Below are 23,380 nucleotides of genomic sequence, written 5' to 3'. Positions count from 1 at the left end.
GGTGAGACGACGCCAGCAACCACCCCTGGCGAAGCGGCACGGTCTCGATCCCGCCCGACTCCGGATGCCGGAGGACGGAACCTGGCGCACCGTCCGCGACTTTCTCACCGCCACCGAGTCACGGATTCCTCCAGAACGGATCGAGGCCATGTTCGCGGCCGGTGACATCGTCGACATGACAGGCCCCATCGCACCGGATGCACCGTACGTTCCCGGTGAGGCGGTCTGGTTCCACCGCGATCTGCCGTCGGAAACCGTTGTGCCCTTCGATATCTCGATCGTGTACCGCGACGACGCGCTGCTGGTGATCGACAAGCCCCACTTTCTTCCGACCATCCCCCGCGGCGGCCACATTCTGCAGACCGCGCTCGTGCGATTGCGTCTCGAACTCGACCTGCCACAACTGGTGCCCGCTCACCGACTCGATCGCGTCACGGCGGGCCTGGTCCTGTTCGTCGTCGATCCGACCCTGCGCGGCGCATATCAAACGCTCTTCCAGGATCGAAAGGTCCACAAGGAGTACGAGGCAATTGCGCGCTTCGACCCGTCGCTCGTGTTGCCGACCGTCGCTCGTGTTGCCGACCGTCGTTCGCAGCCGAATCGTCACGGAAAAAGGCGACTTCACCGCCCGTGAGGTGCCCGGAGAACCCAACGCGCACACCACCGTCGAACTACTGGAGCATCGAGACGGACTCGGTAGCTATCGACTGACGCCGTTGACCGGTCGCACCCATCAACTGCGCTTGCACATGAACTCGTTGGGCGTGCCCATCCTCGGCGACGACCTGTACCCGACGGCCACCGGCCGAGCCGTCGACGATTTCACCGATCCACTCCAATTGCTCGCCAGTGCAATCGAATTCACGGACCCGATCTCGAAGGCAATCCGACGCTTCGAGACGCGATTGGGCTTGCAGCGTTGGATCTCGGATGGCAGGGCGTGACCGCTCGACTACTCGGAATTGCGGTGACGTTCTGTTTTCACAAGCTCCTTGGTGCGCACCAAGCGCAGCGCGGTGACCAACACGACGCCACCGATGATGTTGAACAGCACCGTGTATCCGAACCAGTCGATCCACTCTCGATAACTCACGTCTGCGCCTGCGTGGATGGCTCCGAAGATCAGCAGGGAATCGAGAATCGAATGGAACATCTGCAATCCGGCCAGCAGAAACCCTGCCCCCATGGCGGCGATGATCCGCGCGACATCCGACGTCGTACCCTGCTGCATGCGCGTCAGCAGCGTTATCGTGCTGCCACCGAGAACCGCCAAACAGACCGACCGAAGATCGAGCGGTGCGTGAACGAAATGCTGCGCGGATTCGGACAACACCTTCTGCCACTGCGGAAATGCGTGCGCTATCAACCACATCACGAGCCAACCACCCAGCAGATTCGCCAGCAGCGTGCCGATCCACAGCCTCGCGAGCTGCAGCGGAGTTCCGTTGCGGGCCACCACCGCGGCGATCGGCATCAAGAAGTCCTCGGTGAACAGCTCACCGTGTGCCAGGTAGATGGCCACCAGGCCGATGCCGAACGCCAGACCTGCCAGCAGATGGCTGCCGGTCTCGTCCAGCACAGCCAGATACGCCATCACACCCAGGGAAACTTCGAGCCCGCCGAACAATCCTGTGATCAGGACCGTACGCACGGTGCGATTCAAGCGCTCTGCACCTTCCTCGACGACAGCGTCGAAACTGTCCTCGAGCTCCTCTTCCAGAGGCCCCTCGTTGTCGCCGTCGTTGCGCCGCGCTTGTTCACTCATCAACAGGCAGTACCCACTGAGCCGGTTTCGATACCAAGCAGGTCGCGTCGGAGCTCAGCTTCGACCGGGACAAACGAAACCGGTCCACCCATGCGGGTGGACCGGATTCCGAAACGAACATGTGGCGGAAGCGGAGGGATTTGAACCCCCGGACGCTTTTACACGTCTCTCGCTTTCAAGGCGAGTGCATTGGGCCGCTCTGCCACGCTTCCGTGTGCGATCTTAAACGGCCCGGCGGGCCGAGGCCCAATCGCCCCTCGTCGTCCGCCGCTCATCGTCGCGGTGTGGAACCGGACGCGTCCATCGCGGCGTCGACCTTCTCGAAGATGTCTCCGAGCACCTCGAGTTCGTGGGGCGAGAGAATGTCGATGAGGTGCCGACGGACGCTGCGGACGTGGGTCGGTGCCGCCTCCGCCAATCGCCGACGGCCTTCCTCGGTGATCACCGCGAGCACGCCTCTGCCGTCGTTGACGCAGGTACTGCGAGTCACCATGTCCTGGAGTTCCATTCGCCTGATCTGATGCGTCAGGCGACTTCTCGAGGACAGGACGCCGTCGGCCAGCTCACTCATTCTGATGGAGCCGTCGATCGATTCCGACAACATCACCAGGATTCGGTATTCCGCCATCGACAGGTCGTGGCGATCCTGCAGATCCTTGTTCAATACCCCCATCAATCGTTGCCCGCCGTCCATATAGGCGCGCCATGCTTTCATTTCCGCAGTGTCGAGCCACTGCGGGTCCCCCCCGGGACCAATGGCTAATTCGGCCGTCACGCGTGTCATCTTAGGCAAGAAATCTACCGGCGAGTAGGTTGACGCGGTTCGAGGCCCAGTTCGGTGCAGCGCCCTATGGTCGAGGTATGACCGATCCCAACATCGACCCGCCGTACGTCGCCGCCGCCGATCGCTACGAGTCCATGCTCTTCCGGCAAGTGGGGTCCCGCGGGCCGAAGCTACCGGCGATCTCACTGGGGCTGTGGCACAACTTCGGTGACGACGTACCGCTGATGAACCAGCGCGCGATCCTGCGTCGCGCATTCGATCTCGGTATCACGCACTTCGATCTGGCCAACAATTACGGCCCGCCGTACGGCAGCGCGGAGAAGAACTTCGGCCGCATCTTCTCCGAGGATTTCGCCGGGTATCGCGACGAGCTGATCATTTCCAGCAAGGCCGGCTGGGACATGTGGCCCGGCCCCTACGGCTTCGGTGGCTCTCGGAAATACCTACTGTCCTCGCTCGAGCAGTCGTTGACGCGGATGCGACTCGATCACGTCGACATCTTCTACAGCCACCGGCCCGACCACGACACCCCGATCGAAGAGACTGCAGGCGCACTGATCAGCGCTGTCCAGCAGGGCAAAGCGCTGTACGCGGGCATCAGCTCGTACAAGCCCGAGGGCACGCAGAAGATGGCGGACCTCCTCGCCGACGCGGGCGTTCCCCTGCTGATCCATCAGCCGAGCTATTCGATGGTCAATCGGTGGATCGAACCCGAACTGCTCGACACCCTCGATGCCGTCGGCGCAGGCGTCATCGCGTTCTCACCTCTGGCCCAGGGCATGCTCACCGACAAGTACCTCGACGGCGTCCCGTCGAATTCGCGAGCAGCGCAGGGCAAATCCCTGAATCCGGACTGGCTCACCGACGACCACATCGGACATCTCCGGGCGTTGAACGACATCGCCTCGACTCGCGGCCAATCCCTCGCACAACTCGCCCTGAGCTGGGCACTGCGCGACCCGCGCGTGACCTCGGTACTGATCGGCGCATCGAGCGTCGAACAGCTCGAGAACAACGTGGCGGCACTGCAGAACCTGGACTTCAGCGACGCAGAACTCGCCGAGATCGACACGCATGCCGAGGACTTCGGAATCAATCTCTGGGACCTGTAGGTGCCTGCGGCAGTGGTGCGGGCGAGTGCCCCCTGGGGCACCTAACCGCACCACTGCTCATCTGGGTCGTGCCGCAGGCTCCACTCCTGCCGCCGGAGGCGCACTATGGAGACATGCGTGCCATCACACTCAAAGAATTCGGTGACCCCGACGTCATGGAATGGACCGAGGTTCCCGACCCACGTCCGAGCCGCGGGCAGGTGATCGTCGACGTCTCGGCCACCGCCGTCAACCGTGCCGATCTCATGCAGCGTCAAGGCAACTATCCGCCGCCCCCGGGTGCCAGCGACATTCTCGGACTCGAATGCTCGGGCATCATCTCCGAGCTCGGCGAGGGCGTCAGCGATTGGAACGTCGGCGACAGGGTGTGCGCTCTGTTGGCCGGCGGTGGGTACGCCGAGCAGGTCGCCGTACCCGCCACCCAGCTCTTTCCCATCCCCCAGGGCCTCGATCTGCATGTGGCAGCAGCACTTCCGGAAGTCGCCTCCACAGTGTGGTCCAACCTGGTGATGGATGCACACATGCGCTCGGGCCAGGTACTGCTCGTCCACGGTGGTGGTAGCGGAATCGGAACGCACGCAATCCAATTGGCCAAGCAGATGGGCGTCACCGTCGCCGTCACCGCCGGCTCGAAGTACAAGCTGGACATGTGCGCAGACCTCGGAGCCGACATCCTGATCGACTACAAGAACCAGGACTTCGTGACCGAGATACGTTCACAGACACAGGATCACGGTGCCGACCTGATCCTGGACAACATGGGGGCGAAGTACCTCGACCGCAACATCGACGCCTTGGCCATGGACGGCACCGTCGTCACCATCGGCATGCAGGGCGGCGTGAAGGGCGAGCTGAACTTCGGAAAACTCCTCGCCAAGCGTGGCTCGGTGCACGCAGCCGGGTTGCGTGGCCGCCCCGAAACCGGGCCGTCGAGCAAAGCGAACATCGTCGCAGACATGACCGCACACCTGTGGCCGATGATCTCCGAGGGACGCGTCACCGCCGTCGTACACGCCGAGATCCCGATAACCGAAGCAGCGCAAGGACATCGAATGCTCGACGAGGCCGAGACCATCGGGAAGGTGATCCTGCGCGTGCAGTGATGTGCGCCTCAGGTCGTGCATAGAAGTTCGTAGCCCACTACGAACTTCTATGCACGTGCGGCGGAGCCGCTCCCGCTAGAGCGCGAGAGCGGACAGCGCAGCCTGGAGCTGATCGATCTCGTAGCGGGTGGTGTACGGAGCCAGACCGATGGTGACGGCACCACCCTCGTCGTTGACGCCCAGTGCGTCGAGCAACCGACTGCCACCGTGGACTCCGCTGACACTGCCGATTCTGGCCTGCGCGAGTTGCTCGGACACCTTCACCGCGGGAACACCATCGACGGTGAAGCTCAAGGTGGGAATACGCGTCGGCGCATTGCCGAGCACCATGACGTGGTCCAGGGATTCGAGCGCCTTCATCAGGTAATCGAACAGGCCGTCGTGGTAGTGCTGCAGGGATCCGATCGACAGCTCGAGGCGCTCGCGACGCGTCCCGGTCGCTGCGTCGTCGAGATTGGCCAGATAGTCGATGGACGAGACCACACCCGCCAACAACGCGTACTGATGCGCGCTGACCTCGAGCCGCTGAGGCCCCTTCGCCGACGGGTTCAGCGACATCGAAGGCAACTGTTCCAGGAGCGTCGGATCGCGGAAGATCAGCGCACCGACCGACGGCCCGCCCCATGCGGCGGTGTCGATCGCGACGACGTCGGCTCCGAGTTCCTTGATGTCGACGTGGGCGTAGGGGGCCGCTCCGGCCGCGTCGACCACGATCAGCCCACCGACCTCGTGCACCAGATCCGCTGCGACCCGAACATCAGGTGCACTGCCGACGATCGGCGACGCCGCAGTGACCGCGACGAGCCGAGTGGTCGAGGTGATGAGGTCATCGAACTGCCACGTGGGCAACTCGCACGTATCGATTTCGACCTCGGCCCATCGCACGTGCGCGCCGGATCTGCTGGCGACCCGCAGCCACGGCGCGACGTTCGCTTCCTCGTCCAGTCGCGAGAGCACCAAGCCGGTTCCGAGCCCCAGCCGCGAGCTCATCGAATCCGCGAGCCAGGACAGCAGCGTCGCTCGGTCGGGACCGATGACCACACCGGACGGATAGGCACCGACGAGATCGGCGATGGCGACGCGAGCGGATTCCAGTAGAGCTGCGCTGCGCTTGGCCGCGGTGTTGCCGGCCGAATGATTGGAGGCACTGTGCCGGAAAGCGGTGGACACGGCGGTCGACACGCGGTCCGGGATCAGCATGCCCAGCTGAGGGTCGAGATGAATCCACCCGTCGCCGAGCGAGGGGATGGACCCTCTCACTCGCGCGACGTCGTAACCCATGCCGGACACTCTAAGCGCCGACCGGTGCAGCATGTGTTCCACGTCCTGTTTCGCCAGGGAACGGTTGCCCACCTCGCACGCTCGATCCTCCCGGCCTCCACTTGTTCCCGACGACCGAACCAGGATAATCGCCCCAGACGATCGCGCAACGGCGAGCGAGGCGTAAAGATGGATATATGACTCAATCCGAGCCGAACAGTGCGCCCGACGACCACGTTGTTGTGATCGGCCCCAACGGAGAACCGCTCGCCCTGAGCCGCGAGGAAGCGACGGCCGCTGCGGCCCGCGCCGCCGGATCCTCCACGAACGATGGATCGGACGATGGATCCGGCCTGTCGGAGATGGTGGAGCAGCCGGCGAAGGTGATGCGTATCGGCACGATGATCAAGCAGCTTCTCGAGGAAGTGCGCGCCGCACCGCTCGACGACGCGAGCCGGACGCGGCTGAAGGAAATCCACAAGTCCTCCATCCACGAACTCGAACAGGGCCTGGCACCGGAGCTCCGCGACGAGCTCGAGCGCCTGGTTCTGCCCTTCGGCGACGACGTGGTCCCCACCGACGCAGAACTGCGCATCGCGCAGGCTCAACTCGTCGGCTGGCTCGAAGGCCTGTTCCACGGCATCCAGACGGCCCTGTTCGCTCAGCAGATGGCCGCGCGAGCTCAACTCGAGCAGATGCGGCAGGGCGCGTTGCCTCCCGGCGTGATGGGCGCTCCTGGTGGCGCAGGTCACGGTGGTAGTGGCACCGGCCAGTACTTGTAAAGAGTCGACACCTGTGAAGAGGTAGTGTCGACCGTCGTGTCGGCACCAGCGAAGGATCCCGAGAGCGAGGCAGGAGAACAGATGCCTGCTCCGGTTTCGGACTCACAGACTTATCGGCGCGCGTTCGGCGACCTCAGAACCGGTTTCGCTCAGCGCGAGCTGTGGCTGCATCTCGGCTGGCAGGACATCAAGCAGCGGTATCGCCGATCGGTGATCGGTCCGTTCTGGATCACCATCGCCACCGGTGTGCAGGCGATCGCCATGGGCCTTCTGTATTCGGTACTCCTGGACATCGACCTGCGGTCGTTCCTGCCGCACGTCACCGTCGGTCTGATCATCTGGAACCTCATCAGTGCCGCGATCCTCGAAGGCGGAGACGTCTTCGTCGCCAACGAGGGTCTCATCAAACAGCTGCCCAGCGCGCTGAGTGTGCACGTCTATCGCCTGGTGTGGCGTCAGCTGCTGCTGCTCGGCCACAACATGCTGATCTACGTGATCATCATCGCGATCTTCTGGCCCGAGGGCGGTCTGCACTGGACCGTGGTCTTCGCGATCCCGGCGCTGGTGCTGATTCTGCTGAACGCGATATGGGTGTCGATCCTGTTCGGCATCGTCGCCACCCGCTACCGCGACATCGCCCCGATCCTCGGCAGCTTCGTCACGCTGATGTTCTTCATGACACCGATCGTCTGGACCACCTCGGGACTCGAGTCGATGGGCGGTGAGGCTGCGAATCGCGCCAAGCTCGTCGAGATCAACCCGCTCTTTCACTACCTCGACATCATCCGGGCCCCCCTGATCGGCGAGGATCAGCAGGCGTACCACTGGTACATCGTGCTCGGCTTCACCGTCGTCGGATGGGCGCTGGCCATCGTCGCACTCAAGAAGTACCGGGCCCGCGTGCCCTACTGGGTTTAGGGGTATTCGAGTTGTCCATCAGCATCAGCACCCATGACGCGTGCGTCGACTTCCCCATCTTCGACGCCAAGACGCGGTCTCTGAAGAAGGCGTTCCTCGGCAAGGCCGGTGGCGCGATCGACCGCAACTCCTCCGACGTCGTCGTCGTGGAAGCACTCAAGAACATCACGATGAACCTGAAGGACGGCGATCGCGTCGGACTGGTCGGTCACAACGGTGCGGGCAAGTCGACGCTGCTGCGTCTGCTCTCGGGCATCTACGAGCCGACGCGGGGCAGCGCCACCATCCGCGGCCGCGTCGCGCCGGTGTTCGATCTGGGCGTCGGTATGGACCCGGAGATCTCCGGCTACGAGAACATCATCATCCGCGGCCTGTTCCTGGGTCAGACCCGCAAGCAGATGCTCGCGAAGATGGACGAGATCGCCGACTTCACCGAACTCGGTGACTATCTCGACATGCCGCTGCGCACGTATTCGACGGGCATGCGCGTGCGCGTCGCGATGGGCGTGGTCACCAGCATCGACCCGGAGATCCTGCTGCTCGACGAGGGCATCGGAGCCGTCGACGCCGAGTTCATGAAGAAGGCGCGTCATCGGCTGCAGGAGTTGGTGAAGCGCTCGGGAATCCTGGTGTTCGCCAGCCACTCCAACGAATTCCTGGCTCAGCTGTGCGACACCGCGATGTGGATCGATCACGGCCAGATTCGCCAACAGGGCGGGATCGAGGACGTGGTGCGGGCGTACGACGGTGATGACGCGGGAGACCACGTCGCCCAGATCTTGAAAGAGATCGAGCGGGAGGACGCAGGAGTGAAGCCTACGGAACGACCAGAGGATACGGCCGGTGGCTGACAAGATCGTCGGCGTCATCGTCACGCACAAGCGGCGTGAGTTGCTGGCACTGTCGCTGGACGTGATCGGCGCGCAGACGCGTCCGCTCGACCATCTGGTCGTCGTCGACAATGCCGATGAGCCCGCTGTACGCGAACTGGTGGAGTCGATCGACCTGCCGACGACGTATCTCGGCTCGCAGCACAATCTCGGCGGTGCAGGCGGGTTCGCGCTCGGGATTCTGTATGCGCTCTCCCTCGGTGCCGATTGGGTGTTTCTCGCCGACGACGACGGCCGCCCCGAGGGCCCGCAGGTACTCGAGACTCTCTACGACTGCGCTCTGACCCACGGACTCGATGAGGTCTCCCCCGTCGTCTGCGACATCGACGATCCGGACCGATTGGCCTTCCCGTTGCGCCGCGGCGTCGAATGGCGTCGGCTGCGGTCCGAATTGATCGACCCGGCGAACCCGGACGACGATCTTCTCGAAGGCATCGCGTCGCTGTTCAACGGCGCTCTGTTCAAGGCGTCGACGATCGATGCGGTGGGCGTGCCGGATCTGCGCCTGTTCGTCCGCGGCGACGAGGTGGAGGTGCACCGTCGGTTGCAGCGCTCGGGCCTGAAGTTCGGTACCTGCCTCACCGCCGCCTACGTCCACCCGAACGGGGCCGAGGAGTTCAAGCCGATCCTCGGCGGCCGGATGCACACGCAGTACCCGGAGGACGCGACCAAGCGCTACTTCACGTACCGCAACCGCGGCTACCTGATGTCGCAGCCAGGTATGCGAAAGCTGCTGCCGCAGGAGTGGATTCGCTTCACCTGGTTCTTCCTGATCACCACCCGCAACCCGAAGGGTCTGGCCGAGTGGTTCCGGCTGCGCGGGCTGGGGCGTCGGGAACACTTTCGTCGACCGTAGAGCCGTCCACCATGGGGTGCGCGCACCCGCGTGATACCGCTACCGTGTGCCCATGACGGAACCTCGGAAGCTCGCTGATCGCATCAAGTCGTCGGCACGGGAGAAGCTTCAACGAGCGATCGGCGAGGTTCTGGCTCAGCAGACCGCCCAGCTGGCCGAGCAGACCAGCGATCAGCAGGCGAAACTGCTCGACGTCCTCGAACGCCAACGACGCGAGATCGACGATCTGCACGCGTTCATCCGCGGTCTCGAGATGCGGATGCGTCGGGACATCCCGTACGCCTCCGACGTCGAAGCCGCCGCCCAGAGCGCAGAATTCGCCGAAGAGATGATGCCGCAGGCCCCGACGTTCCTACGGCCGCACGCGACGCTGCGCTTCGCCCTCGGCGAGGTCTCCATTCGCGGCATGGCGCTCGAGTTCGGCGTCGCCAGCGGGACGACGCTCGAGATCATCGCCGAGGAATTGAGCGCGCGGAAGGACATCACCGTCGTCGCCGGATTCGACGTCTTCTCCGGCCTACCCGAGACGTGGCGCACGGGCTTTCCGAAGGGCCTGTTCGAGCAGGACACCATCCCCGAAGTGCCGGGCGCGCAGATCGTCCCCGGCCTGTTCGAGGACTCGCTGCCGGGCTTTCTGAAGGGGCACCACGAGAAGTTGGCGTTCCTGCACCTCGACGCGGACCTGTACTCGTCGACGGTCACCGTGCTGGATCTGGTGGCCGATCGACTCGCCGTCGGCACCGTCATCGTGTTCGACGAATACTTCAACTTCCCCGGCTGGCGCAACCACGAATACCGGGCGTGGACGGAATTCGTCGCACGCACCGGCACCGAGTTCGACTACCTGGGCTACACCGCCGACAACGAACAGGTCGTCGTCCGTATTCGCACGGCCCCGAAGGTCCGCGCGAACTAGCTACTGCCCGTACAGGCGAGCCCAGTTCTCTCGGCTCGTGAGCTGCGGCACGGCGGCGCGGTAGGATGCGGCGACCGTCGGCGTCTCGGTGCGCAGACGCTTGAGTGCGGTGACGCCGCGCTTGAGCAGTTCGGTCGCATGCGCCTTGTTGCGCTTGCGAACTCGGACGCCCTCCTGCGAGCGATCGGTGACGATGGCGTGAGAGAACAGCGACACGTGCCACCAGTGGGCATCGTCGGCCGAGATGGCGACCGGGCCCGGATTCACGGTGCCACGCCACTGATTGAGCACGCGCTTGGCCAGTACTGCGAACTCCATGCTCTTCTTCGGATGCGGACCGGCGGGAGTGATGAACATATCCGCCGGACGCACACCCGGAACGTCATTGGCGTTGTGCCGCTTGGTTTCTCCGTAGGCAGCCCGCTCGCGCCGGATGGAACCGGCAGCGTCCATTCCGCCGTCGAGCAGATAATCCGGACCGGCCAGGAAGTCCTCGACGGCCTTGATCAGCGTGTACGCCATGCCGTACTGCATCGACACCAGGTAACGCAGCAGATCGGTGAACAGTTGCTTGGCGAGCGCCTTACCGTCGAGTTCGATGTGCAGGGCGGCGGTGATCATGCCGTTGCGCAGGTTGAAGTAGCGGTGCCACTCGTCCCAGTCCTTCCACGCGAAGTCGGCATGCCACACAGCTGCGCCCGGGAGCGTCACGGTGGCGAATCCGTTTGCACGCGAGCGGTATCCGTACTCGATGTCGTCCCACTGGAAGAACAGCGGCAGCGGGTAGCCGACCTGCCCGACGATCTCGGACGGGATGAGGCACGACCACCAACCGTTGTAGCCTGCGTCGACCCGGACGTCCTGCTGACGCTTGCGCTTGAACGCACTCTTGTCCGAGATCGCGTTCTTGACGTGCACTCCGGCTTCGAGCTTCTGCAGGTTCGCCACCTCGGCACCGACGTGCACGCGATCGGGGTGCAACAGGTACAGCATCTGGGCGCCGATGATCGCCGGCTCGACGGTCATGTTGGCGAACGAGTTCATGCGCACGATCGCCTCGGGTTCGCACAGCACGTCGTCGTCCATGAAGATCACATTGGCCGGGTCGCCGCCCTTACCCTGCACCTCGTAGAGCCCGCGGGTGAATCCACCTGCGCCGCCGAGGTTGGGCTGAGTGATGTAGACGAGCTTGCTGCCGAGCTCCGCCGCGACGCGCTGGAACTTCTCGCGCGTCTGCACCTGATCGGTGCCCTGATCGACGACGTAGACGTTGTCGACCCCGAGCAGGGCGATGGGATCGTCGGCCATGGCAGCGACGGTGTTGGCGCAGTCGTCGGCGCGGTTGAACGTGCAGATCACCACCGAGGTGGGACGCAGCTTCTCCGGCGCGGCGACGGTCCATTCCGCGTCCTGCACCGACAACTCGGTCGAGGTCGTGGTGAAGCGGACGTACAACGCACCGCCGTCGAGGAACTGCGTGGTGGCGACGGGAACGGCCAATTGGGTCGACGCGTTCGCGGAATCGACCGTTGTACTGGCCATCGTGCGCTCGTGGCCCTTGTAATCGGTGGCCACCAGATCGATCCGACCGGCACCGGCGACGCTCGCCCGGAACACCACCTCGGTGACGGTGGTCCACCGCTGCCAGTAGCTGGCCGGGAACCGTCCGAAGTAGCTGTTGGTGTGCACCACGCTGCGCTTGGCGATCCGAACGCCCGTACGGGTGCGCTCGGCGTTGCCCTTGCCGACCGAGCTGTACATATCGGCACTGACCAGGGGCGACGGACCGTCGAACAGCAGTCTCTGGACTGTCAGTTCGGGCTCACCGTCACCGCCGGCAACAGCCGACGAATTCGACGCGGAGCCGAGACGATCGAGAGCAGTGCCGTCCATACCGAGAAGTACCCCATCCAGTTCGAGTAGTGGCTCTGTGCGGCCGTGGAGAGAAGAAGACCACTGACCATGGTTGCACAGCCCCCGACCGATCCGTCCGACGCTCGCCGTCTACTCCGCTTCCCGCACCCTCGCCATCAGCACGCGAGCGGCGTCGACCGGGTGCGTGTACGGCCACCAGTGGCCCGCATCGACCTGGTCGACGCGCAGGTCGGGGATCCATCGATCCAGACCGTCGGTGAGATTGGGCGAGAGCATGCGGTCGTCAGTCGGGACGACCACGGTGGTCGGGACGGCGCACTGCGGGAAGGGTCCGCCGAGCAGACGCCTGAGCACGTTGGCGCGGTACAGGGCGATGCCGCGCTGCTGGTCGGCCGCCGTCGGGGTCGGCTCACCCTGGGCGTTCAGGCGCGCCAGCAATCCCGGAACCCGCCTGCCCAGCACGGGCACGTGGAACCCGAAGACGTACCAGGACCGCGCCAACTGCTCGACCAGTGACGGCCAGCAACGGGGTCGCACCAGCCGCGCCCGCGCCACCTGCCGCAGGTGATCCAGGCTCGGGCCCGATACCGACGTGTACGACGCGAAAGCGGTGGATGCGCGAGGCGAAGCCATCGCCTCCCACATCTGGACCGACCCCCAGTCGTGGGCGAAGACGTGGACCTTCCCGGTGAGCCCCGGTATCGACTCGACCACCGCGAAGGCGTCGCGCGCCAGTTGCTCGATGGACACGTCCGCTGCGGGCTCGAGCGCGGACGCTCCGCTGCCTCGCGTGTCGTAGGCGATCACCCGGACCCGGTCGCCGAGCTCGGCGATCAGCGGATCCAACACATGGCGGTTGTCGGGATAGCCGTGCACCAGCAGCACCGTCGAGCGCGCCTCCGGGTTCCCGTGCTCGACGACGGGAAGTTCTGCGCCGGGCGTGCGCACCGTCCAGTGGGTCATCCCGCGTCGCTCAGGGCATGCAGAGTGCCACCGCGCAACAGGTGCGCAATCATCCTCAGCCGCATGGCCTCCTGTTCGGGCTGCGGGTGCACCACGGCGGCCAACGCCTCGCCGTCGAGCAGATGCACCACGCTGAAGATCACCGTCTCGAGATGCCGTGGGTCGAGCACGCCTGCGACCGGTAGTGTGCGAGCGAGTTCGGCGATCTGCTCGTGATAGCGAACGGTGAAGGGCTGCAGCCTCTCTCGCAGCTCTTCGTCACTGCGGGCTGCGGTCAGGAGCTCGTACCAGGCACCGTTGATCGGGGCTCGGCACGCAGCCCTGAGCAGTTCGAGGCAGTGTTCGATCGACGCGCTACCGAAACCGGACAGGCCATGACGGAACTCGCCGAACTGGCGGCGACGAACCTCGTCGGCCGCAGCGACGATCAGGTCGAGCCTGGTGTCGAAATGTCGGAACATGGCACCGGAGGACACCCCGGCGCGGCCGACGATCTCACTGACACTGGTTGCGGCATAGCCCTTCTCGCACAACGACGCGATCGTCGCGTCGAGCAACTTTCCGATCGTCTCGGTCCGGCGCTGCTGTTGACTCGGGCTCACACACGCTCCCGGCGACGAGGAGCCGTCGGGGTACCCGCCCGCAGGAAACTGCCGGCCCGCTCCGACACACCGAACCACGGAGCGAAGGTGCCGCCGGAGAACACCACTCGGCCCGCGACCAGAGTGGCGGCGACAGCGCGATCGTTGCGGTTGACCATGCGGCTCAGGCCCCCGAACTCCGGCATGGTCTCCTCTCGATAGGCCAGGACCTCCTCGTCCAGCCCATTCGGATCGATCACCACGATGTCGGCTCGATCACCCACCCGCACGTGTCCGGCGTCGACACCGTAGAAGTCGGCCAACTCGCCGCTGAGCTTGTGCACGGCCTTCTCCACGGTCATGAACGGCCTGCGATCGCCCTGCGCATCGTGCACGCGGTGCAGCAACCGGATACCGAAGTTGTAGAACGCCATGTTGCGCAGATGAGCGCCTGCGTCTGAGAACCCCACGGTCACCCCGGGCTGGTTGATCAGCTTGTCCATCTGACGCTTGCGATGATTCGCCACCGTGGTGTGCCAACGCAGTTTTCTGCCGTGTTCGACCACCAGATCGAGGAACGCGTCCACCACGTGCACACCGCGCTCGGCCGCGACCTCGGCAACGTTCTTGCCGACGACCGACGCGTCGGGACACTCGGTGATCTCGGCGTCGGCGAAGTCTCGATGCCAGACGCGTGAGCTGAACTTCTTCTCGAAGTCGGCGCGGAACCAGCGGCGGTACGCCTCGTCCGAGAGCAACTCGTTGCGTCCCAACTCTTCTCGTAGATGCAGAGCTGCTCGGCCCGATCCGAACTCCTCGAACACCACCAGGTCGATGCCGTCGGAGTACACGTCGAACGTGGTGGGCAGATGCTGCCAGCGGAACTGGCCCTTGCCCGGTCCGTTGACCATGCGCGCGAGCGGGCCGAAGACGCGATGAATCCACGGCGACGCCTTGGCATCGGCCGCCGCCAGCAGCGAGATCTTGAGCGGAGTGCGGCCGATCCCGGTGGCCGAGGCGAGGAAGAACAGCATGTCGTACTTGGTGTTCAGGTTCGGAATGCTCTGCAACAACCGACCGCGTCGACGCAGGATCTTGTGCAGCGCACGGAACTCGCTCCACCGCGCGTACGAGGACGGCAACGACCGAGACCGGTACCGATCGCCGTCCAACTTGTCCCACGGGTTCGTCATCGTCGACATCCCGAGCAGTCCGGCATCGAGTGCCTGCTCGAGCGCGTCCGACATGGCGCGCCACTCCTCTCGGGTGGGCCGCTGACTGCGATCGGTCGAGCGATCCAAGCCCATCACGTGCGCCCGTAGATCCGAATGTCCCACCAGAGCAGCGATATTGGGACCGAGAGGCAGTCGTTCGAGCGCAGCGATGTACTCGTCGGGGCTGGTCCACGTCTTGTGCGTATCGACGGCTTTGAGCACATGATCTCGCGGCAGCGCCTCGACCCGACTGAACAGATCCGCGATGTCGACCGGAGTGGAATAGAGCGTCGACAACGAACAGTTCCCCAGCAGAACCGTCGTGACCCCGTGTCGGACGGACTCTTCGAGTCCCGGGCCGACGAGCACCTCCGCGTCGTAGTGGGTGTGCACGTCCACGAAGCCCGGGGTGACCCACTTGCCGGTGGCGTCGACCACCTCGGTCGCCGGACCCACCTCGAGCGGCGTGGCCGACACGGCCCGCACGACACCGTCGACGATGCCCACATCGGCTCGCACTCCGGGACCGCCGGACCCGTCGTAGACGGTGCCGCCGGTGATGACGACGTCGAAAGCAGTGTTCGAGTTCAATGTGACCTCCGTCATAGTGTCACGTCAATCTAACTTAGAGAGTGATCGCTCGCAATAGTCGGTTTTCCGCCAACACCTGCGGGTCACACGCGTCGACGTTTCGGTTCCCGGACACCTCGGGAGCTACAGTCGGGTGTCTTTGCCCGCACTCACGGAGTTGACCCTTGACCCCCACGGATACCCAGATCGCGCGCGCCGCCCTGCCCGACAGCAGGAGAGAGCGCCTCGCGTGGGGAGCAGCGGTCGCTGCAGTCGTCGTTCTCGGCTACCTCCTTGTGCTCAGCGTCGATCCCCGCTTCTTCTACATCGACGACACCGAATCGGGTGCCGTACCCAACTGGCTCCAGCTCGGACGCATCATGCGCGACGGGCACTTCCCCTCGCTGGTGCTCGATCAGTGGATGGCAGGCAACTACCCGGTCGAGGGCCAGGGCGGCCTGTGGAATCCCGTGCAGATGGCGATCAACTACATCTCGCCGTCGATCGACAACTTGGTGCTGCTGGCCACGGTCGTCAAACTCGGCTTCTCGATTCTGTTGGCCTGGGGCGTCTTTCGCGTCGCTCTGGCCTACGGAGCGCGGGCGAACTGGGCTGCGGTAGCGGGCGCGAGCGCACCGTTCGTCGGCTTCACGCTGTTCTTCGAGAACACCTCGTGGGTGACCGCACTGATGGGTACCGCGTGGATCATGAACGCGTGGGCGAGCTCGGTGTCCTACGCCCGCGGCCGCAGCGGCCCCATCGTGCCGTTCGTCTTCCTCTACCTCGCCATCAGCGTGGGATACGTCCACGCCGCGGTGATGGCCGGAGTCATGATCGGATCCGTCGCGATCGGCGAACGCCTGTTCCAGCGGCTGTGGCGTCCGGCAGTGAAGGTGTGTGCCGTAGGCGTCGCCGCCGCGGCCTGCGGGGCCGTCACGTTCCTGCCCGGCGTGCTCACCTCGGCGGTCACCTGGCGTAGCGGCGACGAAGGCACGTTCAACGACAACTTCCTGACGGCACCGTGGTCGGAATCGCTGACCGCGAGCATCCCGACGGCGGTGACGAGCATCGAATCCTGGGCGGGCGAGACCACCGAATCGCCGGTCACGTACATCGCCTGGTTCGTGGTGCCCGCGCTGGCGTTCATCGCATGGCGTCGAGTGCCCGCGGCTCTGCGCGAGCTGGCAGCCCCGCTGATCATGCTGGCGTTCGCACTGATCTTCACCGCGGGCCCCAGCGACATCGGGCCGATCCGCTGGCCCGCCCGCATCCTGCCGTTCGTCGCCCTCGTCGCGCTGATTCTCGTGGTCACCCTGATCAGCCGGTACGGCACTCTCGACAAGCTACGGCCCCGGCTGCTCGCCGCCGGCCTGTTGACGCTGGTGCTGCTGCTGCGGGCCGGTTCTTCGGGCCCGGAGTTCTTCGGCCGCCATGTCCTCGCTGCGCTGGTGATCCTGCTCGTCGGAGCACTCGCCCTGCTGTTGGCCCACCGGTTCTCCACGCGCGCGACCGCGGCACTGCTGCTGGTGACCATCGCGCCGGTCGCGATGTACCAGGTGGCCACCTACGAACCGCCCTTCGACAAGTGGTGGCTGCCCGCGTCCCAATCCGAGGCCAAGGCCGAGTTCCCGCAGTGGCAGGGCGCGACTCTGCAACTCGGCAGCCGTGCGCTCACCGAGACCGGGGCCGACGGACCCGACGACCCCAAGCTGCCCTGGCACTCCCAGGTGTACGGCAACTCCGCCAAGATCATGGGCCTGGACTACGTCAACGCGTACACCCCGGTCGGATATCTCGACTTCGCCAACCTGCTGTGCTTCGAGCACGAGGGATCGACCTGCGAGGACGCCTTCCGGCGCGTGTTCGAGATCGAGCCGTACACCGGCAAGACCTACGCCGATCTGATGCAACTCGATCGAATCGTGCTGCAGAAGAACCAGTATCCGCTCGCGAATTCACGACCCGCACCCGCAGGCTGGGAGTGGGTGACCGCTCCCACGCCCGAGTCCGCCCGCCAGATCTACGTCCTCGAACGCGTCGACGGACTGATTCCCGCCACGTCGGGACGCGTCGTCGCGACCGTGAACGCCACGGCCGAACCTCGATCGTCCGACGCCGACTCCGAGCACGTCGACGTCAGCGCTCCGAACGGCGGCAGCGTCGTGTTCTCCCGTCTGGCCTGGCCCGGCTACACCGCGACCCTGAACGGTGAAGAGCTGCAGACCAAGGGGTTGGCCGACATCTTCCTCTACGTCGACCTGCCGCCCGGTACCGAGAACGCAGATCTGCACATCACCTTCCGGCCGCCCGGCGAACGTCTCGGACTCGCCGCGATGGCGGGCGGGGTGCTGCTGCTGGTCGGTCTGGTGGTACTCGATGTGCGACGACGCAGAAGCCCTGCCGCGCCGGAGTTCGATGGCGACAGCGGGAACGGATAGGGTAGGCCCTCGTGATGTCCGACGATTCTGTTGCTGATCCGCACCGCATTTCCATCGTGGTGCCGGTCTACCAGGGTGAACGGACTCTCAGTGCGTTGATGGACGAGATCCTTCCGTTGACGCAGGTGACTCACACCCCCGTCGGGCGGCCGATGATCGTCGAGGAAGTTCTGCTCGTCTTCGATCACGGACCCGACGATTCCGCTGCGGTGATCAGGCGGCTGACCGCTGCGCACCCGTTCGTTCGTGGAGTGTGGCTGAGTCGCAATTTCGGTCAGCACCCCGCCACCCTCGCCGGCATGGCGTCCAGCGGCGGCGAATGGATCGTCACGATGGACGAGGACGGGCAGCACGACCCGGCAGCCATCGGCGGCATGCTCGACACCGCCCTCGACCGGCAGTCCACAGTCGTCTACGCCAAGCCCACCAACGTCGCACCGCACGGACTGTGGCGCAACACCGCCTCCCGCGGCGCGAAATGGCTGATCGCCAAGGCCCTGGCCGGGGACAACACCGTCGACTATCAGAGCTATCGCCTGGTGCTCGGTGAGGTCGGCCGCTCCGTCGCGGCCTACGCCGGTTCGGAGGCGTACCTGGACATCGCACTCGGGTGGATCGCGGGCGACGTCACGACCAGCCCGGTGGCGCTGCGCGAAGAGGTGGACCGTCGATCGGGCTACCGCCTGCGCACCTTGCTCTCGCATTTCTGGCGGATGGTGCTCTCGAGCGGCACCAAGGGCCTGAGGCTGGTCAGCTTCATCGGCATCGCCTTCGCGGTACTCGGCCTGATTCTGGTGGCCTACGTACTGGTGTCGTACTTCGTCTTCGACTCCGGTGCCGAGGTGCGAGGCTGGGCATCGACGATGGTGATTCTGCTGTTCGGGTTCGGGGCGACTCTGTTCTCCCTCGGTGTGGTGGCCGAGTACGTGGGCGTCAACGTCAAGACGGCCATGGGCAAGCCGCCGTACCTGATCGTCACCGATCCGGGAAACGGCCCACTCGGACGCACCGCGCCTGCAGGATCAGGCGAAACTCCACAGTCGACCGACAACACACCGTCGGCGTGACCGCAACGCACACGTGGATCGTCGGCAGCGGCGGACTCCTGGGCGCTGCGGTGACCCGCGAGGCCGGTCGTCGAGGGCACCGAGTGCACACCAGCACCATTCCGTGGTCGGACAGGGAATCTGCCGAACAAGCTCTGCTGCAGCGCTGTTCGGAGTTCTTCGACTCTTTCTCCGACGGTACGTGGAACGTGATCTGGGCCGCCGGTGCGGGTGTGAACGGAACCAGCGCAGCGCAATTCGCCGAAGAGAACGGTCTGATCCGAGCCGTGTTGGCGCGCATCGAAAGTGCCGCCGGCGACCGCGCGGGCACCGGAACCGTGTTCCTCGCTTCGTCCGCCGGAGGCGTCTACGCCGGCGCGACCGGAGCCCCGCATCACGAAGGGACACTGCCGGTTCCGTTGGGCGACTACGGCTTCGCGAAACTGCAATCCGAGGCCATCGCAACCGAGTTCGGTGAACGCACCGGGATCAACGTGGCCATCGGGCGGTTCGCGAACCTCTACGGGCCCGGCCAGAACCTCGCGAAACCGCAGGGCCTGATCTCACACCTGTGCCGGGGCTACCTCATGGCCTCACCCGTCTCCATCTACGTACCGATGGACACATTGCGTGACTATCTCTACGTGTCCGACGCGGCAGAGATGGTCGCCGACACCCTCGGTATGTCTGCCACGCAACGACACTCGCCGACGATAAAGATCTTCGCCTCCGGTGAGGCCGTCACCATCGGCTCGATCCTCGGAGCCTGCCGGACGGTGTTCCGCCGTCGACCGAACGTGGTGCTGGCAGCGTCGCCGCTCGCGGTGTTCCAAGGTCGCGATCTGCGACTGCGCTCGACGGTCTGGCCGCAGATCGATCGTCGAACGCACCGCACGTTGCCCGCAGGAATCGCCTCCACACTGTTCGCGACCCGTGAGGCATTGGGGGTCGGTCGATGACCGAACCACAGACCCCCGCTCCCCCGGCCGGGATGAACGGCGCACCGGGGCCGCTGATGCGCATCGTCAAGAATCAGAAGATCGCGTTCCTGCTCGTCGGCGGCGTCAACACTGCACTGGGTACCGCGTGGTTCATCTTGTGGCAGTTGCTGATCGGTGAGCGATACGGATATCACGCCGCGATCGTGCTCGGCTACCTCTGCAACGTGCTGTGCGCGTTCGCGATGTACCGATACCTGGTGTTCCGCGTGCGTGGGCACTTCCTACGCGATCTGCTGCGCTTCTTCGTCGTGAACTTCGGCGCGTTCGTCGCCAACATCTCTCTGATGACGATCGCCGTATCCGTCTTCCACTTCCCGCCCATCCCTTCACAATTGGTCGTCACAGCAGTGATGGCAGTCGTCAGCTTCTTCGGCTACCGCGACTTCTCGTTCCGCAGAAAGAGCCAGGCCCCCACACCATGACACCCCGTGTATCCGTCGTCGTCCCGGCGTACAACAACGCCGAGTACCTGGCCGAGACCATCGATTCGATTCTCGCCCAGACCTTCATGGACTTCGAGCTGGTCATCGCCGATCATTCGTCGACCGATGGCACCCTCGCCGTCGCGCAGAAATTCGACGACCCGCGCATTCGTGTGCTGACGACCCCGGCCGGTGGCGGCGCGCAGGCCAACTGGAATCGGGTCACCGAAGAGGCCACCGGCGAATTGATCAAACTCGTCTGCGGCGACGACACCATCGCGCCCACCGCGTTGGCGACTCAGGTCCAGGCATTCGACGACAACCCGACCGCCGTTCTGGTCGCCTCTCAGCGGACGTTGATCGACGCCTACGGCAAGACGGTGATCGCCGCCCGCGGGCTCGGCGGCCTGCACGGAACGGTCTCGGGTCGAGTTGCCGCGCGAACCGCAGTCCGAGCCGGCGCCAACATCTTCGGCGAACCCGGCGGCGTCATGATGAAGCTCGCGGAGCTCCGCGAAATCGGGCTGTGGGACAACAGCCATCCCTACCTGATCGATCAGGCCACGTTCATCGCTGTCGCGCTCCGCGGCGACATCGTGGCAATTCCCCGACCACTGGCATCGTTCCGCATCAACTCGGGGCAGTGGAGTGTGGAGCTTGCGACGCAGCAGGCACGTCAGGCCGCCGACTTCCACCGCTCACTACAGGCCAGCGACCCGAGCCTGTTGTCCGACAACGACGTTCGCATCGGAAACGCCAAGGCACTGATGACGTCGTTCATGCGTCGCGCGGTGTACCTGCTGCTGCGCCACCGGATGTCGCGCAGCAGCTAGGCCCTGCTTCAGGGCAGGACCGACTCCTTCGCCGCGTAGACGGCCTCGGTGGCGTCCTTCTGCGGTCGCCACCACTGCTCGTTCTCGCGGTACCAGTCGACGGTCGCCTTCAGGCCGGCACGGAAGTCGACATACGTTGGCGTCCAACCCAATTCGGTGCGGAGCTTGGTCGAGTCGATGGCGTAACGCAGGTCGTGGCCGGGGCGGTCGGTGACGAAGTCGAAGGCGTCGGGTGCGTTGCCGGTCTCTTCGAGAATCGCTTCGAGGACGGTGCGGTTGTTCGCTTCGCCGTCGGCTCCGATGAGGTAGGTCTCGCCGATGCGGCCGCCGTCGATGATGGCCCAGACGGCGCTGTTGTGGTCGTCGACGTGGATCCAGTCACGCACGTTCTGCCCGGCGCCGTAGAGCTTGGGCCGGGAGCCGCTGAGGATGTTGGTGATCTGGCGCGGGATGAACTTCTCCACGTGCTGATACGGGCCGTAGTTGTTGGAGCAGTTGGAGATGGTGGAGCGGACGCCGAACGAACGCGTCCAGGCCCGCACCAGCAGATCACTCGACGCCTTGGTGGACGAGTACGGGCTCGACGGGTTGTACGGAGTGGACTCGGTGAACCGCGCCGGGTCGTCGAGTTCGAGGTCGCCGTAGACCTCGTCGGTGGAGATGTGGTGGTAGCGGACGTCGTGTTCGCGGACCGCATTGAGCAAGGTGGTGGTGCCGATGACGTTGGTGTGTACGAACGGCCAGGGATCAGTCAACGAGTTGTCGTTGTGGGATTCGGCGGCGAAGTGCACGACCAGGTCCGTCTCGCGCACGAGGCGGTCGACGAGATCGGCGTCGGCGATGTCGCCGTGCACGAACTCGATTCGATCGGCCACCGGATCGAGGGAAGCCTTGTTACCGGCGTAGGTGAGCTTGTCGAGCACGGTGACCTGGGAATCGGGACGCTGCGCGAGGGTCTGATGTACGAAGTTCGCGCCGATGAACCCGGCCCCACCCGTGACGAGAATTCTCATGAACAGGCACTTTACCGGGGGATGCTCGTGCGGGCCGATCTTGTCTGCCACGCGTGCTAGCTTCTGCTCGACTTCGGGGGAGTAGTAATCGGATGGGTCTGGGGAAGATTCTTGTTCGTCTCGCGACATCGATAGCGCTGTTGTTCGGCCTCATGTGGGCAATCCCGCAGCTGGCACTGGAAGTGCCCGAACCGTACGAGGGAGTGCCGTGTCGGCCCTACCGAATCACGTAGGCCGATGTCGCCGACTCGGTTGAGTGATCGGCCGTCGGAACTGTCAGGAGCCTCGGACGGTGCGGCCGGCGAAAGCCGCCAAACGCTCGTACGCGTTCGCGTCGTCGGGTGCCGGTTGCTCTGGATCGAAGGCACCACCGCGCCGTTCGTCGGTCATGTTCGCCGACATGAACACCATCCCCTCCTCGGGCACGGTCTGGTCGAGATCATCGGTGCCGCGACCGAGTGCGGTCGCGAGATCCCACGCGTGCACCGAGAGTTCCGCGGCAACCATGCCGAGCGGCAGCGGCGAACCTGCGTCGATCTCGGCCAGCAGTTCGCGAGTCCGCTCGGTCCACAGCGGAATCGGATCCGAGGACGACTCGGGTCACGCTGACCAGTCGATATCTCCACCCCGAGCCATGGTCACCAGGTTGGCAGCGGTGTTCACCAGGTGATCGGTCAGGTCGGCGACGGTCCACTCGGTGCAGGGCGTCGCCGATGCGCGTTCGGCTTCGGTCACTGTGGAGAGCAGAGCGGTGACCTGATCGATACCGGTGGCGATCTGGTTCGTCGTCGTCACGTGGCTTGTCCTCGGTTCTCGGTGGTCAGTCGGTCCCGTTCCCCACAGCTGCGGGGCAGGACGAAGTTTAGAGGCGGATTCCACATCGCGCGCGGAAACGGAGCGGCACAAGCGAGCGGGTGATCGGAGGGTCTGGAAGACTTCGCCGTCATGCGGGGAATCATTCTGGCGGGCGGCACGGGCTCGCGTCTTCATCCGATCACGATGGGCGTCAGCAAGCAGCTGGTCCCGGTCTACGACAAA

Annotated in this window: 23 protein-coding genes, 1 tRNA gene and 1 pseudogene; 14 read left to right on the top strand and 11 right to left on the bottom strand. The window is 64.9% G+C overall.

Features of this window, described 5'->3' with window-relative positions:
* Positions 1–64: 64 nt before the first annotated feature.
* Positions 65–944 (top strand): annotated as a pseudogene (locus CH306_RS09920) (pseudouridine synthase).
* An 8-nt stretch (positions 945–952) separates the two neighbouring features.
* Here the strand turns inward: CH306_RS09920 and CH306_RS09915 are convergent.
* The 3 genes from CH306_RS09915 to CH306_RS09905 form a co-directional block, all read right to left on the bottom strand.
* Positions 953–1,765 (bottom strand): formate/nitrite transporter family protein, encoded by an 813-nt coding sequence (locus CH306_RS09915; RefSeq protein ID WP_094646483.1) that lies wholly within the window; start codon positions 1,763–1,765, stop codon positions 953–955.
* 122 nt (positions 1,766–1,887) lie between these two features.
* Positions 1,888–1,977 (bottom strand) — tRNA-Ser (locus CH306_RS09910).
* A 59-nt stretch (positions 1,978–2,036) separates the two neighbouring features.
* The gene (locus tag CH306_RS09905) at positions 2,037–2,549 is read right to left on the bottom strand and encodes a MarR family winged helix-turn-helix transcriptional regulator (protein WP_045198045.1); all 513 of its coding nucleotides are present in this window, start codon (positions 2,547–2,549) and stop codon (positions 2,037–2,039) included.
* A 77-nt stretch (positions 2,550–2,626) separates the two neighbouring features.
* Here CH306_RS09905 and mgrA point away from each other — a divergent pair, with 77 nt between their 5' ends.
* Positions 2,627–3,661, top strand: a complete 1,035-nt coding sequence (mgrA, locus tag CH306_RS09900) for an L-glyceraldehyde 3-phosphate reductase (RefSeq protein ID WP_094646482.1) — start codon at positions 2,627–2,629, stop codon at positions 3,659–3,661.
* A 113-nt stretch (positions 3,662–3,774) separates the two neighbouring features.
* Positions 3,775–4,764, top strand: coding sequence for an NAD(P)H-quinone oxidoreductase (locus tag CH306_RS09895; protein ID WP_094631898.1), 990 nt, complete (start codon positions 3,775–3,777; stop codon positions 4,762–4,764).
* 75 nt (positions 4,765–4,839) lie between these two features.
* Here CH306_RS09895 and CH306_RS09890 read toward each other — a convergent pair whose 3' ends face one another.
* Positions 4,840–6,045 (bottom strand): cysteine desulfurase-like protein, encoded by a 1,206-nt coding sequence (locus CH306_RS09890; protein ID WP_032395644.1) that lies wholly within the window; start codon positions 6,043–6,045, stop codon positions 4,840–4,842.
* A gap of 176 nt (positions 6,046–6,221) precedes the next feature.
* Here CH306_RS09890 and CH306_RS09885 point away from each other — a divergent pair, with 176 nt between their 5' ends.
* Genes CH306_RS09885 through CH306_RS09865 form a run of 5 tightly spaced genes read left to right on the top strand, consistent with a single transcriptional unit; the run spans position 6,222 to position 10,386 of the window.
* Positions 6,222–6,806 carry a bacterial proteasome activator family protein gene (locus CH306_RS09885; protein ID WP_032395518.1) on the top strand — a complete coding sequence of 195 codons (585 nt, stop codon included), beginning with the start codon at positions 6,222–6,224 and terminating at the stop codon, positions 6,804–6,806.
* A gap of 36 nt (positions 6,807–6,842) precedes the next feature.
* On the top strand, positions 6,843–7,724 hold the full coding sequence (gene wzm, locus CH306_RS09880) for a galactan export ABC transporter permease subunit Wzm/RfbD (protein ID WP_032395645.1): 882 nt from the start codon (positions 6,843–6,845) through the stop codon (positions 7,722–7,724).
* Positions 7,725–7,735: 11 nt separating this feature from the next.
* On the top strand, positions 7,736–8,575 hold the full coding sequence (gene wzt / locus CH306_RS09875; RefSeq protein ID WP_094646481.1) for a galactan export ABC transporter ATP-binding subunit Wzt/RfbE: 840 nt from the start codon (positions 7,736–7,738) through the stop codon (positions 8,573–8,575).
* Positions 8,568–9,470 carry a galactofuranosyltransferase GlfT1 gene (gene glfT1 / locus CH306_RS09870; RefSeq protein WP_032395519.1) on the top strand — a complete coding sequence of 301 codons (903 nt, stop codon included), beginning with the start codon at positions 8,568–8,570 and terminating at the stop codon, positions 9,468–9,470. Before wzt ends, glfT1 begins: the two co-directional genes overlap by 8 nt.
* A 52-nt stretch (positions 9,471–9,522) precedes the next feature.
* A complete protein-coding gene (locus CH306_RS09865) occupies positions 9,523–10,386 on the top strand; it encodes a TylF/MycF/NovP-related O-methyltransferase (RefSeq protein WP_094631896.1) in 864 nt (287 codons plus the stop codon).
* Here the strand turns inward: CH306_RS09865 and CH306_RS09860 are convergent, their stop codons facing one another.
* The 4 genes from CH306_RS09860 to CH306_RS09845 form a co-directional block, all read right to left on the bottom strand.
* Positions 10,387–12,279 carry a glycosyltransferase gene (locus tag CH306_RS09860; RefSeq protein WP_094646480.1) on the bottom strand — a complete coding sequence of 631 codons (1,893 nt, stop codon included), beginning with the start codon at positions 12,277–12,279 and terminating at the stop codon, positions 10,387–10,389. It abuts the gene before it with no gap.
* A 111-nt stretch (positions 12,280–12,390) separates the two neighbouring features.
* Positions 12,391–13,224: an alpha/beta fold hydrolase gene (locus tag CH306_RS09855; RefSeq protein ID WP_094646479.1), complete on the bottom strand. Its 834-nt coding sequence runs from the start codon at positions 13,222–13,224 to the stop codon at positions 12,391–12,393.
* Positions 13,221–13,826: a TetR/AcrR family transcriptional regulator gene (locus tag CH306_RS09850; protein ID WP_094646478.1), complete on the bottom strand. Its 606-nt coding sequence runs from the start codon at positions 13,824–13,826 to the stop codon at positions 13,221–13,223. The genes CH306_RS09855 and CH306_RS09850 overlap by 4 nt, the downstream gene beginning before the upstream one ends.
* A complete protein-coding gene (locus CH306_RS09845; RefSeq protein ID WP_094646477.1) occupies positions 13,823–15,625 on the bottom strand; it encodes an N-acyl-D-amino-acid deacylase family protein in 1,803 nt (600 codons plus the stop codon). The genes CH306_RS09850 and CH306_RS09845 overlap by 4 nt, the downstream gene beginning before the upstream one ends.
* Positions 15,626–15,774: 149 nt before the next feature.
* Here CH306_RS09845 and CH306_RS09840 point away from each other — a divergent pair, with 149 nt between their 5' ends.
* The 5 genes from CH306_RS09840 to CH306_RS09820 are packed head-to-tail and all read left to right on the top strand — an operon-like array spanning position 15,775 to position 21,329.
* On the top strand, positions 15,775–18,027 hold the full coding sequence (locus tag CH306_RS09840) for a hypothetical protein (RefSeq protein WP_094646476.1): 2,253 nt from the start codon (positions 15,775–15,777) through the stop codon (positions 18,025–18,027).
* 14 nt (positions 18,028–18,041) lie between these two features.
* Positions 18,042–19,094 carry a glycosyltransferase gene (locus CH306_RS09835; protein WP_179273022.1) on the top strand — a complete coding sequence of 351 codons (1,053 nt, stop codon included), beginning with the start codon at positions 18,042–18,044 and terminating at the stop codon, positions 19,092–19,094.
* Positions 19,091–20,032, top strand: a complete 942-nt coding sequence (locus CH306_RS09830; RefSeq protein ID WP_032395525.1) for an NAD-dependent epimerase/dehydratase family protein — start codon at positions 19,091–19,093, stop codon at positions 20,030–20,032. The genes CH306_RS09835 and CH306_RS09830 overlap by 4 nt, the downstream gene beginning before the upstream one ends.
* Positions 20,029–20,496 (top strand): GtrA family protein, encoded by a 468-nt coding sequence (locus tag CH306_RS09825; RefSeq protein WP_032395526.1) that lies wholly within the window; start codon positions 20,029–20,031, stop codon positions 20,494–20,496. Before CH306_RS09830 ends, CH306_RS09825 begins: the two co-directional genes overlap by 4 nt.
* Positions 20,493–21,329, top strand: a complete 837-nt coding sequence (locus tag CH306_RS09820; protein WP_094646475.1) for a glycosyltransferase family 2 protein — start codon at positions 20,493–20,495, stop codon at positions 21,327–21,329. Before CH306_RS09825 ends, CH306_RS09820 begins: the two co-directional genes overlap by 4 nt.
* Before the next feature lie 8 nt (positions 21,330–21,337).
* On the opposite strand, the gene rfbB is transcribed toward CH306_RS09820, so the two are convergent.
* The 3 genes from rfbB to CH306_RS29040 form a co-directional block, all read right to left on the bottom strand.
* Entirely contained in the window at positions 21,338–22,342 is a 1,005-nt protein-coding gene (gene rfbB, locus CH306_RS09815) for a dTDP-glucose 4,6-dehydratase (RefSeq protein WP_037188736.1), read from the bottom strand.
* A 276-nt stretch (positions 22,343–22,618) separates the two neighbouring features.
* The gene (locus tag CH306_RS09810; protein ID WP_094646474.1) at positions 22,619–22,849 is read right to left on the bottom strand and encodes a hypothetical protein; all 231 of its coding nucleotides are present in this window, start codon (positions 22,847–22,849) and stop codon (positions 22,619–22,621) included.
* A 93-nt stretch (positions 22,850–22,942) separates the two neighbouring features.
* Entirely contained in the window at positions 22,943–23,137 is a 195-nt protein-coding gene (locus tag CH306_RS29040) for a maleylpyruvate isomerase N-terminal domain-containing protein (RefSeq protein ID WP_179273023.1), read from the bottom strand.
* A 150-nt stretch (positions 23,138–23,287) separates the two neighbouring features.
* Between CH306_RS29040 and CH306_RS09800 the strand changes: the two genes are divergently transcribed.
* Positions 23,288–23,380 (top strand): sugar phosphate nucleotidyltransferase (locus tag CH306_RS09800; protein WP_256981115.1); only part of this gene is annotated, 93 nt, incomplete at its 3' end.

It is taken from the genome of Rhodococcus sp. 15-725-2-2b, from assembly GCF_002259075.1.
In the GTDB taxonomy this organism is placed as follows: domain Bacteria; phylum Actinomycetota; class Actinomycetes; order Mycobacteriales; family Mycobacteriaceae; genus Rhodococcoides.
The sequence above is the reverse complement of the archived record's forward strand: the minus strand, read 5'-3'. Positions and strand labels throughout refer to the sequence as shown.

Excerpts from the sequence above, each read along its gene's own strand:
- CH306_RS09915 (WP_094646483.1), bottom strand. The coding sequence starts at position 1,765 with ATGAGTGAACAAGCGCGGCGCAACGACGGCGACAACGAGGGGCCTCTG.
- CH306_RS09905 (WP_045198045.1), bottom strand. The coding sequence starts at position 2,549 with ATGACACGCGTGACGGCCGAATTAGCCATTGGTCCCGGGGGGGACCCG.
- mgrA (WP_094646482.1), top strand. The coding sequence starts at position 2,627 with ATGACCGATCCCAACATCGACCCGCCGTACGTCGCCGCCGCCGATCGC.
- CH306_RS09895 (WP_094631898.1), top strand. The coding sequence starts at position 3,775 with ATGCGTGCCATCACACTCAAAGAATTCGGTGACCCCGACGTCATGGAA.
- CH306_RS09890 (WP_032395644.1), bottom strand. The coding sequence starts at position 6,045 with ATGGGTTACGACGTCGCGCGAGTGAGAGGGTCCATCCCCTCGCTCGGC.
- CH306_RS09885 (WP_032395518.1), top strand. The coding sequence starts at position 6,222 with ATGACTCAATCCGAGCCGAACAGTGCGCCCGACGACCACGTTGTTGTG.
- CH306_RS09865 (WP_094631896.1), top strand. The coding sequence starts at position 9,523 with ATGACGGAACCTCGGAAGCTCGCTGATCGCATCAAGTCGTCGGCACGG.
- CH306_RS09860 (WP_094646480.1), bottom strand. The coding sequence starts at position 12,279 with ATGGACGGCACTGCTCTCGATCGTCTCGGCTCCGCGTCGAATTCGTCG.
- CH306_RS09855 (WP_094646479.1), bottom strand. The coding sequence starts at position 13,224 with ATGACCCACTGGACGGTGCGCACGCCCGGCGCAGAACTTCCCGTCGTC.
- CH306_RS09845 (WP_094646477.1), bottom strand. The coding sequence starts at position 15,625 with ATGACGGAGGTCACATTGAACTCGAACACTGCTTTCGACGTCGTCATC.
- CH306_RS09835 (WP_179273022.1), top strand. The coding sequence starts at position 18,042 with ATGTCCGACGATTCTGTTGCTGATCCGCACCGCATTTCCATCGTGGTG.
- CH306_RS09825 (WP_032395526.1), top strand. The coding sequence starts at position 20,029 with ATGACCGAACCACAGACCCCCGCTCCCCCGGCCGGGATGAACGGCGCA.
- CH306_RS09820 (WP_094646475.1), top strand. The coding sequence starts at position 20,493 with ATGACACCCCGTGTATCCGTCGTCGTCCCGGCGTACAACAACGCCGAG.
- rfbB (WP_037188736.1), bottom strand. The coding sequence starts at position 22,342 with ATGAGAATTCTCGTCACGGGTGGGGCCGGGTTCATCGGCGCGAACTTC.
- CH306_RS09810 (WP_094646474.1), bottom strand. The coding sequence starts at position 22,849 with ATGGTTGCCGCGGAACTCTCGGTGCACGCGTGGGATCTCGCGACCGCA.